This window comes from Pseudomonas sp. MWU16-30323 (assembly GCF_020515595.1).
GTDB classification, from domain to species: Bacteria; Pseudomonadota; Gammaproteobacteria; order Pseudomonadales; family Pseudomonadaceae; genus Aquipseudomonas; species Aquipseudomonas yamanorum.
The window spans coordinates 33889-48023 of record NZ_JAIWYM010000020.1; the positions used below are offsets into that span (position 1 = coordinate 33889).

At 61.5% G+C, this 14135-nt stretch carries 15 protein-coding genes; 11 read left to right on the forward strand and 4 right to left on the reverse strand.

Annotated elements, in window-relative coordinates; all coding sequences use genetic code 11:
* Positions 1 to 60 precede the first annotated feature (60 nt).
* The 11 genes from rsfS (at position 61) to LIY45_RS21150 (ending at position 10650) form a co-directional block, all read left to right on the forward strand.
* Positions 61 to 555, forward strand: a complete 495-nt coding sequence (gene rsfS / locus LIY45_RS21100) for a ribosome silencing factor (protein WP_003215432.1) — start codon at positions 61 to 63, stop codon at positions 553 to 555.
* Between the two features lie 9 nt (positions 556 to 564).
* A complete protein-coding gene (gene rlmH, locus LIY45_RS21105) occupies positions 565 to 1032 on the forward strand; it encodes a 23S rRNA (pseudouridine(1915)-N(3))-methyltransferase RlmH (protein ID WP_003185785.1) in 468 nt (155 codons plus the stop codon).
* Between the two features lie 15 nt (positions 1033 to 1047).
* Positions 1048 to 2946, forward strand: a complete 1899-nt coding sequence (mrdA, locus tag LIY45_RS21110) for a penicillin-binding protein 2 (RefSeq protein WP_017476255.1) — start codon at positions 1048 to 1050, stop codon at positions 2944 to 2946.
* Positions 2947 to 2977: 31 nt separating this feature from the next.
* A complete protein-coding gene (gene rodA / locus LIY45_RS21115; protein WP_050543221.1) occupies positions 2978 to 4081 on the forward strand; it encodes a rod shape-determining protein RodA in 1104 nt (367 codons plus the stop codon).
* Between the two features lie 17 nt (positions 4082 to 4098).
* A complete protein-coding gene (gene mltB, locus LIY45_RS21120; RefSeq protein WP_226477485.1) occupies positions 4099 to 5112 on the forward strand; it encodes a lytic murein transglycosylase B in 1014 nt (337 codons plus the stop codon).
* Complete coding sequence (locus tag LIY45_RS21125; RefSeq protein ID WP_226477486.1) at positions 5112 to 6110, forward strand: septal ring lytic transglycosylase RlpA family protein; 999 nt, start codon at positions 5112 to 5114, stop codon at positions 6108 to 6110. The genes mltB and LIY45_RS21125 overlap by 1 nt, the downstream gene beginning before the upstream one ends.
* Positions 6111 to 6295: 185 nt before the next feature.
* On the forward strand, positions 6296 to 7453 hold the full coding sequence (locus LIY45_RS21130; protein ID WP_017476252.1) for a D-alanyl-D-alanine carboxypeptidase family protein: 1158 nt from the start codon (positions 6296 to 6298) through the stop codon (positions 7451 to 7453).
* Positions 7454 to 7537: 84 nt separating this feature from the next.
* On the forward strand, positions 7538 to 7813 hold the full coding sequence (locus LIY45_RS21135) for a DUF493 domain-containing protein (protein WP_003215438.1): 276 nt from the start codon (positions 7538 to 7540) through the stop codon (positions 7811 to 7813).
* On the forward strand, positions 7813 to 8460 hold the full coding sequence (gene lipB / locus LIY45_RS21140; protein WP_017476251.1) for a lipoyl(octanoyl) transferase LipB: 648 nt from the start codon (positions 7813 to 7815) through the stop codon (positions 8458 to 8460). The genes LIY45_RS21135 and lipB overlap by 1 nt, the downstream gene beginning before the upstream one ends.
* Positions 8461 to 8486: 26 nt before the next feature.
* On the forward strand, positions 8487 to 9482 hold the full coding sequence (gene lipA, locus LIY45_RS21145; protein ID WP_017476250.1) for a lipoyl synthase: 996 nt from the start codon (positions 8487 to 8489) through the stop codon (positions 9480 to 9482).
* A 232-nt stretch (positions 9483 to 9714) separates the two neighbouring features.
* Positions 9715 to 10650, forward strand: coding sequence for an LD-carboxypeptidase (locus LIY45_RS21150; protein ID WP_226477487.1), 936 nt, complete (start codon positions 9715 to 9717; stop codon positions 10648 to 10650).
* A 133-nt stretch (positions 10651 to 10783) separates the two neighbouring features.
* Here LIY45_RS21150 and LIY45_RS21155 read toward each other — a convergent pair whose 3' ends face one another.
* The 4 genes from LIY45_RS21155 to lptE form a co-directional block, all read right to left on the reverse strand.
* A complete protein-coding gene (locus LIY45_RS21155; protein WP_226477488.1) occupies positions 10784 to 12109 on the reverse strand; it encodes a lytic murein transglycosylase in 1326 nt (441 codons plus the stop codon).
* Positions 12110 to 12170: 61 nt separating this feature from the next.
* Entirely contained in the window at positions 12171 to 12335 is a 165-nt protein-coding gene (gene arfA / locus LIY45_RS21160; protein ID WP_003176285.1) for an alternative ribosome rescue factor ArfA, read from the reverse strand.
* A gap of 84 nt (positions 12336 to 12419) precedes the next feature.
* Positions 12420 to 13457 (reverse strand): DNA polymerase III subunit delta, encoded by a 1038-nt coding sequence (holA, locus tag LIY45_RS21165; RefSeq protein WP_226477489.1) that lies wholly within the window; start codon positions 13455 to 13457, stop codon positions 12420 to 12422.
* Between the two features lie 39 nt (positions 13458 to 13496).
* Complete coding sequence (gene lptE, locus LIY45_RS21170) at positions 13497 to 14102, reverse strand: LPS assembly lipoprotein LptE (RefSeq protein ID WP_010174793.1); 606 nt, start codon at positions 14100 to 14102, stop codon at positions 13497 to 13499.
* Positions 14103 to 14135 lie beyond the last annotated feature (33 nt).

The following is a 14135-nucleotide window of genomic DNA, read 5'->3' on the forward strand; positions in this document are numbered from 1 at the left end:
CTTGAACGCACGAACAGTCGTGCAGCGAGCGCCCGAACATACGAGCAAAACGAGTTTTATATGACGAACAAAGACGTAAGCAAAGTTAAGCGCAAAGGCACGTTCAAGAGCGCTCCTCTGCCAGTAGAAGCCCACACCGGCCCTGAGCTGGCCGGCGAAGAGCTGGTCAAGGTTGCCGTGGCTGCCCTGGAAGACGTGAAGGCCCAGGACATTCAAGTCCTGGACGTGCGCGACAAGCAGAGCATCACCGACTTCATGATCATCGCCACCGGTACCTCCAACCGCCAGATCGGCGCGATGCTGGACAAGGTTCGCGAAGCGGTCAAAGCCCAGGGCGTCAAGCCATTGGGTGAAGAAGGCAAGGGCGACAGCGACTGGGTACTGTTGGACATGGACGACGTGATCGTTCACATGATGACCAGCAACGCCCGTCAGTTCTACGACCTGGAGCGTCTGTGGAAAGGCGCCGAGCAGAGCCGTGCCGCGGATGGCAAGCACCACAGCCCTGAAGTCGGCCACGCGCACTTCGACAAGCTCAACAAAGACCAGGAATAAGGAACGGCTGTGCGCCTGCGTCTGATCGCTGTCGGTTCACGCATGCCCAAGTGGGTGGAAGAAGGCTGGCATGAATATGCCAAGCGCCTGCCATCCGAATTGGCGCTGGAACTGGTGGAAATACCGCTCAACACCCGGGGCAAGAATGCCGACGTGGCCCGCTTTATCCGTCAGGAAGGCGAAGCCATGCTGGCCAAGGTCGGGCCCAACGAGCGGATCGTGACCCTCGAAGTGCACGGCAAGCCCTGGAGCACCGAGCAGTTGGCGGTGGAGCTGGATCGCTGGCGCCTGGATTCGCGCACGGTCAACTTCATGGTCGGCGGCCCCGAGGGGCTGGCGCCGGAAGTGTGCGCGCGGGCGGACCAGCGCTGGTCGCTGTCGCCCCTGACACTGCCGCACCCGTTGGTAAGAATTCTGATCGGTGAACAGCTGTATCGCGCCTGGACAGTTCTGTCCGGGCACCCTTACCACAAATAATCTGCGCCCTGCCTGATGACCCAGCCGATCCGCATCAAGGACCACGAGAAAGACGCACGTCTTGTACGCGCGCGGGTGGTGTTTGGCGCGATTTTGGTGGTGACGTTGCTGGGGGTGCTGATTGCCCGCCTGTATTTCCTGCAGGTGATCCAGTACGACTATCACTCCACACTGTCGGAAAACAACCGGGTGCACGTGCAGCCGATTCCGCCGACCCGTGGGCTGATTTTCGACCGCAATGGCGTGGTGGTCGCGGATAACCGGCCCAGCTTCAGCCTGAGCATGACCCGCGAACGTTCCGGCGATTGGCAGCAGATCCTCGATGTGATCGTCGAGGTGCTGCAACTGACACCGGAAGACCGGGTGATCTTCGAGAAACGCATGAAGCAGGGGCGCCGGCCGTTTGAGCCGGTGCCGATCCTGTTCGAGCTGACCGAAGAGCAGATCGCCCGGATCGCGGTGAACCAGTTCCGGCTGCCGGGTGTGGAAGTGGTGGCGCAATTGGTGCGCCATTACCCGCAAGGGGCGCACTTCGCGCATTCGGTCGGCTACATGGGCCGAATCAACGAGAAAGAGCTCAAGACCCTCGACCCGGTCAACTACAGCGGCACCCACCATATCGGCAAGACCGGCATCGAGCGTTTCTACGAGCCGGAACTGCACGGCCAGGTGGGTTACGAGGAAGTCGAGACCAACGCCCGTGGCCGCGTGCTGCGGGTGCTCAAGCGCACCGACCCGGTGCCCGGCAAGGACATCGTGCTGAGCCTGGACATCAAGTTGCAGGAAGCGGCGGAGATGGCCCTGGGCGGGCGTCGGGGTGCCGTGGTGGCGCTGGACCCGAGCACGGGCGAAGTGCTGGCGATGGTCAGTCAGCCCAGTTTTGACCCGAACCTGTTTGTCACCGGGATCAGCTTCAAGGCCTACGCCGAGCTGCGGGATTCCATTGACCGGCCGCTGTTCAACCGCGTGCTGCGCGGCCTGTATCCACCAGGCTCGACCATCAAGCCGGCGGTGGCCATTGCCGGCCTGGACTCGGGTGTGGTCACGGCGTCGAGCCGCGTGTTTGACCCCGGCTACTACATGCTGCCCAACTACGATCACAAATACCGTAACTGGAACCGTACCGGCGACGGCTATGTGGACCTGGACACGGCGATCATGCGGTCCAACGACACCTACTTCTACGACCTGGCCCACAAGCTGGGGATTGATCGGCTGTCGGAGTACATGGGTAAATTCGGCCTCGGTCAGAAAGTCTCCCTGGACATGTTCGAAGAATCCCCGGGCCTGATGCCGTCCCGCGAGTGGAAGCGAGCAACCCGTCGTCAGGCGTGGTTCCCGGGTGAAACCCTGATTCTGGGGATCGGCCAGGGCTATATGCAGGCCACGCCACTGCAACTGGCCCAGGCCACTGCGCTGGTGGCCAACAAGGGTGTATGGAACCGTCCGCACCTGGCCAAGACCATCGAGGGCGAACGCCCGGTGGATGAAAACCCGATTCCCGACATTGTGCTGCGCGACCCGTCCGACTGGATCAAGGTCAACCACGGCATGCAGCAAGTGATGCACGGCGCCCGGGGTACCGCGCGTAAAGCGGCGGTCGGCGCGCAATACCGGATTGCCGGCAAGAGTGGTACGGCCCAGGTGGTCGCGATCAAGCAGGGCGAGAAGTACGACCGCTCCAAGGTTCAGGAGCGCCACCGTGACCACGCCTTGTTCGTCGGTTTTGCCCCGGCCGACAACCCGAAGATCGTCGTGGCGGTGATGGTCGAGAACGGTGAATCCGGTTCCGGCGTGGCAGCGCCCGTGGTGCGTCAAGTCATGGATGCCTGGCTGTTGACCGAAGACGGCAAGCTCAAGCCCGAATATGGCGGCACCCCATCCAGCGTGGAGGCTACGGCCCGTGAAGAGTAATTTTGACCGCATCCTCTCCAGCGAGGATGTGATGCGCCGTCGCGCCACCTTGCTGCAGCGCATGCACATTGATGGCCCGTTGCTGATCCTGCTGCTGACCCTGGCGGCCGGCAGCCTGTTTGTGTTGTATTCGGCCAGTGGCAAAAACTGGGACCTGCTGATCAAGCAGGCGTCTTCGTTTGGCCTGGGCCTGTTGTCGATGGTGGTGATCGCTCAGCTGGAGCCGCGCTTCATGGCGCGCTGGGTGCCGCTGGGTTACGTCGCCGGGGTGTTGCTGCTGGTGGTGGTGGATGTCATGGGGCACAACGCCATGGGGGCCACCCGCTGGATCAACATCCCGGGGGTGATTCGCTTCCAGCCGTCGGAATTCATGAAGATCCTGATGCCGGCGACCATCGCCTGGTACCTGTCAAAACGCACATTGCCGCCGCAGCTCAAGCACGTGGGCATCAGCCTGATATTGATCGGGGTGCCGTTTATCCTGATCGTGCGCCAGCCCGACCTTGGCACCTCGCTGCTGATCCTCGCGGGCGGCGCGTTCGTGCTGTTCATGGGTGGCCTGCGCTGGCGCTGGATCCTCAGCGTGCTGGCCGCCGCCGTGCCGGTGGCCGTGGCCATGTGGTTCTTCTTCATGCACGACTATCAGAAGCAGCGAATCCTCACGTTCCTCGATCCGGAGAGCGATCCGCTGGGCACCGGCTGGAACATCATCCAGTCCAAGGCCGCCATCGGTTCCGGTGGCGTATTCGGCAAGGGCTGGCTGCTGGGCACCCAGTCGCACCTGGACTTTTTGCCGGAAAGCCACACCGACTTTATTATCGCGGTGATGGGCGAGGAGTTCGGCCTGGTGGGCATCTGCGCACTGTTGCTGATTTACTTGCTGCTGATCGGTCGCGGCCTGGTGATTACTGCCCAGGCGCAGACGCTGTTCGGCAAATTGCTCGCCGGCAGCCTCACCATGACGTTTTTTGTTTACGTTTTCGTCAACATCGGTATGGTCAGTGGCCTGTTGCCGGTGGTTGGGGTGCCGTTGCCGTTCATTAGCTACGGCGGAACTTCGCTGGTGACATTGATGTCAGCGTTTGGGGTTTTGATGTCGATCCATACCCATCGTAAGTGGATCGCACAGGTTTGAATAAGGTGAAGATGTCAATGCAAGTAATGCGCGGCTGGGCTGCTCGGCACGTGTCCTGGATGGGCCTGTTGGGCCTGCTGGGGGCCGCTGTGCAGGAAGCGCAGGCCGGCGACTACGACGGCTCGCCCCAGGTCGCCGAATTTGTCGGTGAGATGACCCGTGACTATGGTTTCGCCGGTGAACAGCTGATGGGCGTGTTCCGCGAGGCCCAGCGCAAGCAGGCAATCCTCGACGCCATCTCCCGGCCCGCCGAGCGCGTGAAGCAGTGGAAGGAATATCGCCCGATGTTCCTGACCGACGCCCGTGTGGCGCGTGGTGTGGACTTCTGGCGCCAGCACGAAGCCGTGCTGGCCCGCGCCGAGCAGGAATACGGGGTGCCGGCCCAAGTGATCGTGGCCATCATCGGCATCGAAACCTTCTACGGTCGCAACACCGGCAGCTACCGGGTGATCGACGCCTTGTCGACCCTGGGCTTTGATTACCCGCCGCGCGCCGAATTCTTCCGCAAAGAGCTGCGCGAGTTCCTGTTGTTGGCCCGTGAAGAGCAGGTCGACCCGTTGACGCTCAAGGGCTCCTACGCCGGGGCCATGGGCTTGCCGCAGTTCATGCCGAGCAGCTTTCGCGCCTACGCCGTGGATTTCGACGGCGACGGCCATATCAATATCTGGAGCAACCCCGATGACGCCATCGGCAGCGTCGCCAGCTACTTCAAGCGTCACGGTTGGGTAGCCGGCGAGCCGGTGGTGATTCGTGCCGATGTGACCGGTGACCGCGCCGACGAAGGCCTGACCCAGGGTATCGAGCCCGTCAAGACAGTGGGGGAGTTGCGGGCGCTGGGCTGGTCGAGTCAGAATGCGCCACGCGATGATCTGCCGGTGACGGCGTTCCGCCTCGAAGGCGAAAATGGCCCGGAATATTGGATGGGCCTGAAGAATTTCTACGCAATCACGCGTTATAACCGCAGTGTGATGTACGCCATGGCCGTGCATCAGCTGTCAGACATGCTGGTCCAAGCACGGGGCGTCAAGTAATGCCGGTATCACCGATGTACAAACCCCTGAAGCTGGTGGCTTACGCCGCATTGTCGTTATTGGTGGTCAGTTGCTCCACCAGCCGTGCACCGGTGCAAAAGTCCGGTGGCACGGCCATCCGCTCCCAACCGGGGCTGGATATCAACCGCGCCCACAAAGACGGCGCGCCGTGGTGGGATGTGGATGTGTCGAAGATCCCGGATGCCACGCCGACCCTGCACACCGGTCCTTACAAAGCCAACCCTTATACCGTGCTGGGCAAAAACTACTTCCCGCTGCAAGACTCCAAGACCTACGTGCAATCGGGTACGGCGTCCTGGTACGGGACCAAATTCCATGGCCAGAACACCGCCAACGGCGAAGTGTATGACCTGTACGGCATGAGCGCGGCGCACAAGACCCTGCCGCTGCCCAGCTATGTCCGCGTGACCAACCTGGACAACAACCGCTCGGTAATCCTGCGGGTCAATGACCGTGGGCCGTTCTATTCGGACCGGATCATCGACTTGTCCTACGCCGCCGCGAAGAAGCTCGGCTATGCCGAGATCGGCACGGCGCGGGTGAAGGTTGAAGGTATCGACCCGGCCCAGTACTGGGCCCAGCGTGGCAAGCCGGCGCCGTTGATGCTCAACGAGCCGCAAACCCCGCAACCACAAGTCACCGCCTCGGCCGGCAAGATCGAGCAGTGGACACCGCCACCGGCGCAGCACGCCCCGGACACGGTCGTCATCCCCCATGCAGCGCCGGGAGCCTCTGCTGTGGGCGGCCAGTACCTGCAAGTGGGTGCTTTCGCCAACCCTGACGCGGCAGAGCTGTTAAGGTCCAAGCTCAGCGGAATGGTCAGTGCGCCGGTGTTTATCAGCTCTATTGTGCGTAACCAGCAAACCTTGCACCGTGTGCGCATGGGGCCGATCGGCTCGCCGAGCGAAGTGGCACACGTGCAGAACAGCGTGCGCATGGCCAACCTGGGGCAACCCAGCGTGGTCACCGCCGAATAAGCAGTACAAAGGATTGATGGCTCAGGCTCGCATGCGGGTTTGAGCCTTGGTTGTTGGCTCGTTGAACAATAAAAACCCAGGGGCAAGGGGTGGGCGTACAACCGAACACGCGACAGTCTGGCGACGGGCTGTCTGAATAGTTTTGCCCGCGAGGGCAAGTTTCCATAAGCAATTTCGAGAGACGGATGAACATCACCACCTTAGCCAAACGCACGTGCCTGCTTCTTTCGCTGATCATCACCCCGGCCGCCTGGGCGGTTGAAATGGTGCCAGCTTCCCCGCAACTGGCTGCCAAGGCCTGGGTCCTGATGGACGCCGCCAGCGGCAACGTGCTGGTGGAGAACAACGGTGACCAGCGCCTGCCCCCAGCCAGCCTGACCAAGCTGATGACTGCCTATATCGCGACCCTGGAAATCCGTCGCGGCCAGATCGGTGAAAACGATCCGGTGACCGTCAGCGAAAACGCCTGGCGCACCGGCGGTTCGCGGATGTTCATCAAGGTCGGTTCGCAGGTGACGGTCAGCGACCTGCTGCACGGCATCATCATCCAGTCCGGTAACGATGCCAGCGTGGCCTTGGCCGAGCACATCGCCGGCAGCGAAGACGCGTTCGCCGACATGATGAACAAAACCGTGGCCGACCTGGGCATGACCAACAGCCACTTCATGAACCCGACCGGCCTGCCGAACCCGGAGCACTACTCGTCGGCTCACGACATGGCGATCCTGGCGCGCGCGATCATTCGTGTCGACCCGGTGCACTACGCGATCTACTCCCAGAAAGAGTTCTTCTGGAACAACATCAAGCAACCTAACCGCAACCTGTTGCTGTGGCGTGACAAGACCGTCGATGGTCTGAAAACCGGTCACACCGACGAAGCGGGCTACTGCATGGTGTCGTCCGCTGTGCGTGATGGCCAGCGCCTGATTGCCGTGGTATTCGGTACCAACAGCGAGCAGGCCCGTGCGGCCGAGACGCAGAAGCTGCTGACCTATGGCTTCCGTTTCTTCGAAACCCAGACTTTCTACCAGAAAGGCACCGAGCTGGCTCAAGCCCCTGTGTGGAAAGGCGCGACCCATCAAGTCAAGGCCGGCCTGGCTGAAGACCTGACCTTGACCATGCCTAAAGGCCAGCTCAAGAAGCTGGTAGCCAGCATGACCATGAACCCGCAACTGGTCGCACCGATCGCCAAGGGCGATGTTATCGGTAAGGTCGAAGTGAAGCTGGACGACAAGGTGGTGCACAGCGCCGACCTGATCGCTCTGGACGCCGTCGACGAAGGTGGTATCTTCCGACGCGTGTGGGATAGCATCCGTCTATTCTTCTACAGCTTGTTCAACTGATAGTGTGCACCTGCATGACCCCGCGCTGATCCGGCGCGGGGTCATGCCCGTCGCCACGGCTTACGCTTACGAGGCCGTTACGCCATGACCGATACCGAAGTAAAGGCGCCAAAGATCGAATTCCCAAACGTGGACTATCCCGTCAAGGTGATCAGCGATACGGGTGTGGGCAACAAAGACAAGATCATCGAGATCGTCAAGAAACACGCAACGATCAACCATGACCGTGTGGATGAGCGTCAAAGCACCAACGGCAAGTACACCACCATTCAGTTGCACATCGTTGCGACTGACCAGGACCAGCTCTACAACATCAACAGCGAACTGCGGGCCACCGGCTTCGTGCACATGGTGTTGTGATGTCACAGACCCTGGGCTTTCGCGAGCTCGGCCAAATGGCATACGAACCGGTGTGGCACGCCATGCAGCGGTTCACCAACGAGCGCGGCACCGAAGCCCCGGATGAAATCTGGCTGGTGGAACACCCGCCGGTTTTCACCCAGGGCCAGGCCGGCAAGGCCGAGCATTTGCTGCTGCCGGGAGAAATCCCGGTGGTGCAGGTCGACCGCGGCGGGCAGGTGACTTACCATGGCCCAGGCCAATTGGTGGCTTATCTGTTGCTGGACGTGCGCAGGCTGGGTTTTGGCGTACGTGAGCTGGTCAGTCGCATGGAGTCATGCCTGATCGAGCTGCTGGCCAGCTACGGTGTGACCGCAGCGGCCAAGCCGGATGCTCCGGGGGTTTACGTAGAGGGCGCGAAAATCGCCTCCCTGGGCCTGCGGATTCGCCACGGCTGTTCCTTTCACGGCCTGGCCTTGAACGTGGACATGGACCTGGCGCCGTTTCGACGGATCAATCCCTGCGGTTACGCCGGTTTGGCGATGACCCAGTTGAGCGATCACGCAACACCACTAGAATTTGCCGAGGTAAGTGCCCGGCTGCGCGCGCAGCTCGTCAAACACCTCGACTATGCTGAGCAGACGACCCTAACGGGCGGAATCGACTGATTATGACTACTGATGCAGTGCAAACCATGATCCCGACGCTGGATGTTACCGAGCGTCCGGCCCCGCGTGCCAAGGTAGAAGCCGGCGTCAAGCTGCGCGGCGCCGAGAAGGTTGCACGCATCCCGGTGAAGATCATTCCGACCACCGAACTGCCGAAAAAGCCTGACTGGATTCGCGTGCGCATCCCGGTTTCGCCGGAAGTCGACCGCATCAAGGCCCTGCTGCGCAAACACAAGCTGCACAGCGTCTGCGAAGAGGCGTCTTGCCCGAACCTGGGCGAGTGCTTCTCCGGCGGCACCGCCACCTTCATGATCATGGGTGACATCTGCACCCGTCGTTGCCCGTTCTGCGACGTTGGCCACGGCCGGCCGAAGCCGCTGGACGTCAACGAGCCGGAAAGCCTGGCCATCGCCATCGCCGACCTGAAACTCAAGTACGTCGTGATCACCTCGGTAGACCGTGACGACCTGCGCGACGGCGGTGCCCAGCACTTTGCCGACTGCATCCGCGAGATCCGCAAGCTGTCGCCGAACGTGATGCTCGAGACCCTGGTGCCGGACTACCGCGGCCGTATGGACGTGGCGCTGGAAATCACCGCCGCCGAGCCGCCGGATGTGTTCAACCACAACCTGGAAACCGTGCCGCGCCTGTACAAGGCCGCGCGTCCGGGTTCGGACTACCAGTGGTCGCTGACCCTGCTGCAGAAATTCAAGCAGATGATGCCGCACATTCCGACCAAATCCGGCCTGATGCTGGGCCTGGGGGAAACCGACGAAGAAGTGATCGAAGTCATGAAGCGCATGCGCGAACACGACATCGACATGCTGACCCTCGGCCAGTACCTGCAACCGTCCCGCAGCCACTTGCCAGTACAGCGCTTCGTGCACCCGGACGTCTTCGCCTGGTTTGCCGAAGAAGGCTACAAGATGGGCTTCAAGAACGTCGCTTCCGGCCCGCTGGTACGTTCCTCGTACCACGCCGACGAGCAGGCGAAACTGGTCAAGGCCAGCCTGGTGTCCTGATACGCGGAACGCCGGACACTGCAGGACCCTTGTGGGAGCGGGCTTGGGTGGGAGCGGGCTTGCTCGCGAATGCGTTGGATCAGTGACCTATCCGGTGACTGACTGAGCGCTTTCGCGAGCAAGCCTGCTCCCACCCAAGCCCGCTCCCACATTTGCTACTGACTCTTCCTCTTCTGTTTGCAACCATTGCTGTTTAGAGTGCCTTGGGCAATCCACACGAGGAGAACCATGGATGACGACTCAATTGACCACTTGTGCGGTACCTGCGCTGCGCGCCGAAGGCGTGATCGGGCTGATTGCCCCTGCCGGGCCGGCCGAGCTGGATATCGACAAGGCCATGCAATGGATGCGCGCCCGGGGCTACACACTGCGGATCTTTCCGGGCGTGAGCCAGCGTGATGGCTATCTCGCCGGCAGTGATGACGTACGCCTGAATGACCTGCACGCGGCGTTCGCCGACTCGACCATCGACGCGATTTTCTGCCTGCGCGGCGGCTACGGCACCCCACGCCTGCTGGACCGCCTGGACTTTGACCTGCTGCGGGCCAACCCCAAGCCATTCGTAGGCTACAGCGATATCACCGCCTTACACCTGGCGATCAACCGCTATGCCGGTTTCGTCACCTTTCACGGGCCGATGTACAACGCTGACCTGTTAGGCGAAAAGCAACAGCCTACCGAGTCGTCGCTGTTCAGCATGCTGCGGGGGCAAGTGAAAGCCGGTAGCCAGCTGACTCACCCGGTGGCCTACCCACTGACCACCGTCGAGCCAGGCATCGCCTGTGGGCGTCTGCTGGGCGGCAATCTATCGATGATCGCAGCGGTGATGGGCACGGCGTATGAGATTGACGCCGAGGGCATCATTCTGTTTATCGAAGATGTTAACGAGCCGTTGTACCGCATTGATCGGTTGCTCACCCATTTGCGCCTGGCCGGCAAGCTGGCTCAGGTGGCGGGTGTGGTGGTGGGGGATGTGGCGGGCGTTGATAGTGCTGCGCTTGAACGACTGCTGAAACAGACCTTCGAGCCGTTGTGCATTCCGGTACTGTCCGGCTGGCGCAGTGGGCACTGCAACCCGAACCTGACCTTGCCGATGGGCGCGAGGGTGCGGCTGGATGCGGGGGAGAGGCGGTTGGTGTTGGAGCAGGATGTGGTGTTTAAGGCTTGACCCTTGTACTGCTGCTAAAGGCCTCTTCGCGAGCAAGCCCGCTCCCACATTTCGATCGCATTACTTCAGGAGGTACACGGTCAAAATGTGGGAGCGGGCTTGCTCGCGAATGCGGTAGCAGCCATACGCCGATCTATCGGCTTTGCAGTGACTCCAGCAACTTCACCGTCGGATACCCATCCGCCGGCCAGCCCAGGGACTGCTGTGCCGCACGAATCGCCTTGCGGGTGTTGGCGCCGATGATCCCGTCCGGGTTGCCCGCATCGTAACCATGGGCGCTGAGCACCGTCTGCAAATCAATCCGCTGTGAGCGGGTCAATGGCAGCTCATCTTTTGGCCAGTTCCCACGAATCAAGCCACCACCGCCGAACCGTTCCGACAACAAACCAACCGCCAATGCATAGGACGACGAGTTGTTGTACTTGAGGATCGCGCGGAAGTTATCCAGCACCAGGAACGCCGGGCCACGATAGCCAGCGGGCAGCAGCAGGGCCGCGGAAAGCTGGTCCACGTTGGCCGGCACACTGGCGCCAGGCGGCACCTGGATTCCCAGTTTCAACCATTCGCCTACGGTTTTACGCACGCTGCCATCGGCCAGGGCGTAGTCGAAGTTCAACGGCAGTTGCTGCACCTCAAAACCCCAGGGTTGGCCTTTTTGCCAGCCGGAGCTTTGCAGGTAGTGCGCGGTGGAAGCGAGGGCGTCGGCCGGGCTGTTCCAGATATCCCGGCGACCGTCACCGTCGAAGTCCACGGCGTGGGTGTTGTAGGTGGTCGGGATGAACTGGGTCTGGCCCATGGCCCCGGCCCAGGAACCTTTCATCTGGTCAGCAGAGATATCGCCGTGCTGGATGATTTGCAGCGCCGCCAGCAATTGGGCCTGGGCGAATGCCGGGCGACGGCCTTCATATGCCAGGGTCGCCAGGGAGCGAATCACCGAGTTGTTGCCCTGGAACTGGCCGAAGTTACTTTCCATGCCCCACACCGAGACCAGTGCCTGGCGGTCGACGCCATAACGGTCCTCTATGCGTTGCAGAGTGTCAGCGTATTTCACCAGCAGCGACTGGCCATTGCGCACGCGCAGCGGCGACAGGGCGCCATCGAGGTATTCCCACACCGGGCGCGAGAACTCCGGCTGGCTGCGGTCGGCACGGATCACCGCCATATCGGGGACGACATTGGCAAAGGCTGTGTCGAAAACCTGGGGCGTGATACCGGCCTTCAGGGCTTCCACGCGAAAGCCTGCCTGCCATTCGGCAAAGGTCTGGGTCGGCTGGATATCAAGGTTGTCCACCGCCAGTGGCGCAACGACGGCAGGCGCAGCTACCGGTGCAGTCTGGAGCGGGGGCAGGGGTTGGGCATCGGCGGCGGTGGGTTTTTCCGCGCAGGCGACTAACAGAATGAGGCTGGAGGCAGCGATCAGTTGGCGAAGGTGCCAACGACGGGAAAGACTAGAGGGCATGCACAGGTCCAGGGAATACGAATCAGGTACAGACCTTATCATGCCAGAGGGGCGCTTGCCTTCAGGCAGCCAGAAAGTAAGAAGCCTCCCAGCTATTAGACTGGAAGGCTTCGCGGCGGTAGCTGCCTTTGCCTTTGCCGGCTCGTTCCTGGCGACTGCGGAACAACGGCTGGGCAATGATGGATTTGGCCTTGTTGGGGCCATGCTTGGATGGCTTTTTGCTCATGATCAGTACTCTTTGGCGGGTTGATGATGCGGTGCGAATCATCGGCCGAAGTTTGGATTCTGTCCAGCCCAGCGATACGTAGGACTATTCAGCAGGCAACGCCAAGCGCTGTCCTGACATCAAAAGTGACAAACGACTCAAGCTCATCCAGGGCGATCCCGCCGCCTGGCCCTTGATCTGCGCGTCAATGCGCTGGGCTTCCAGCAGCAATTGCGCCCAGCGTTGCGCCGAGTGTCGTTGCAGGGCTTTGCTGATCAGCGGTTTGCGTTTGTCCCATACGGGTGGCCGCGCCTGGCTGAAGGCCTTGTCCAACGGGATACCCTGGCTGTATTGCAGGGCAATATTGGCCAGCAGGCGTAATTCCCGGGCCAGGGCCCAGAGAATCACCGGTGGCTCGACGCCTTCGCCGCGCAGCCCTTCGAGCATGCGCAGGGCGTGGGCGGGTTCGCCGTTGAGGATTGCGTCCACCAGGCCAAATACGTCAAAGCGCGCGCTGTCAGCCACGGCGCCTTGTACGGTTTCGACGGTGATCTGGCCGCCTTCAGCCATCAGCTTGAGCTTTTCGATTTCCTGGGCGGCGGCCAGCAGGTTGCCTTCCACCCGCGCCGCGATCAGCTCTACGGCGTCCTGGCTGGCACTCAGCCCGGATTGCGACAGGCGCTGACGGATCCACTGCGGCAGCTGACTGCTGTCCACCGGCCAGATCTGTATGAACTGGGTCTGGCCGCCTTCTACCAGCGCCTTGCCCCACTTGGTTTTCTGCGCGCTGCCATCCAGCTTGGGCAGGCTGATCAGCAGCAATGTGTCTTCGGCAGGGCGCCCGCAGTATTCCATCAATGCCGCCGCACCTTTGTCGCCGGGCTTGCCCGAAGGCAGACGCAGTTCCAGCAGGCGTTTTTCGGCAAACAGCGACATGCTCGCCCCGGCTTGCAGCAGCGTCCCCCAGTCGAAACTGGCGTCGGCGCTGAACACCTGGCGTTCATCGAAGCCCTGTTGACGGGCGGCCGTGCGGATCGCGTCCGCAGCCTCCTGGCAGAGCAAAGGGTCATCTCCGCTGACGATGTAGACGGGCGCGAGGCTGCCTTGCAGGTGCTTGGCGAGTTGGGCGGGGGCAAGTTTCATAGGCAGGGCGAACGGGGCGCCAGGGGCGCCCCGTCTGGCTTACTCAGCTGGGACTTCGACAGGCGATTGTTTCGGCTGGCTGTTTTCATACTCTTGCGCCGCTTTCAGCGCATCGGCATCGGCCTTGGCCTTGTTATCTGCCGTTTGCTGCAGTTGATCCAGTTTTTCCGGGGTGATCAGTTGCAGGCGCAGAAGCATGCGCTGTACCAGCTCACGACGCATTTCCTTGCGCACCTGGATGGTTTCGGAGTCCGAGCCCACCAGGTTGTTGCCGTCGTGACTCACGACTTTCTGTACCTGGATCTTGTCGCCCATCAACGGCAGGTGGTCGTGGCCCTGGATTTCGAAGAAGAGCGTGGTGCTCAGCTCGATGTCCGAAGCACGCCCGGCACTGGCGTAGCTGAGGTTGCGCTGCTCTTCTTTCTCATCCAGCAGGTTCAGTTTGTAAGCCGCGCCTGAATAGACTTTGACACCGCTGCTTTCCAGGACCTGGCGCAGCTGTTGCACGGTCTCGCCGTAGGAGTTACGGGCGGTGACGTCCAGTTCCTTGATCGCCAGTTCGGTGTGGCCGGTGCCGCGCAGCTGGAAGCCGCAAGCGCTCAGCAGCACGGCAAGGCCCATAACCAGCAGATTGCGTTTGATCATTTTGATGCTCCCCTTGAAACCATGTGGGCCTTA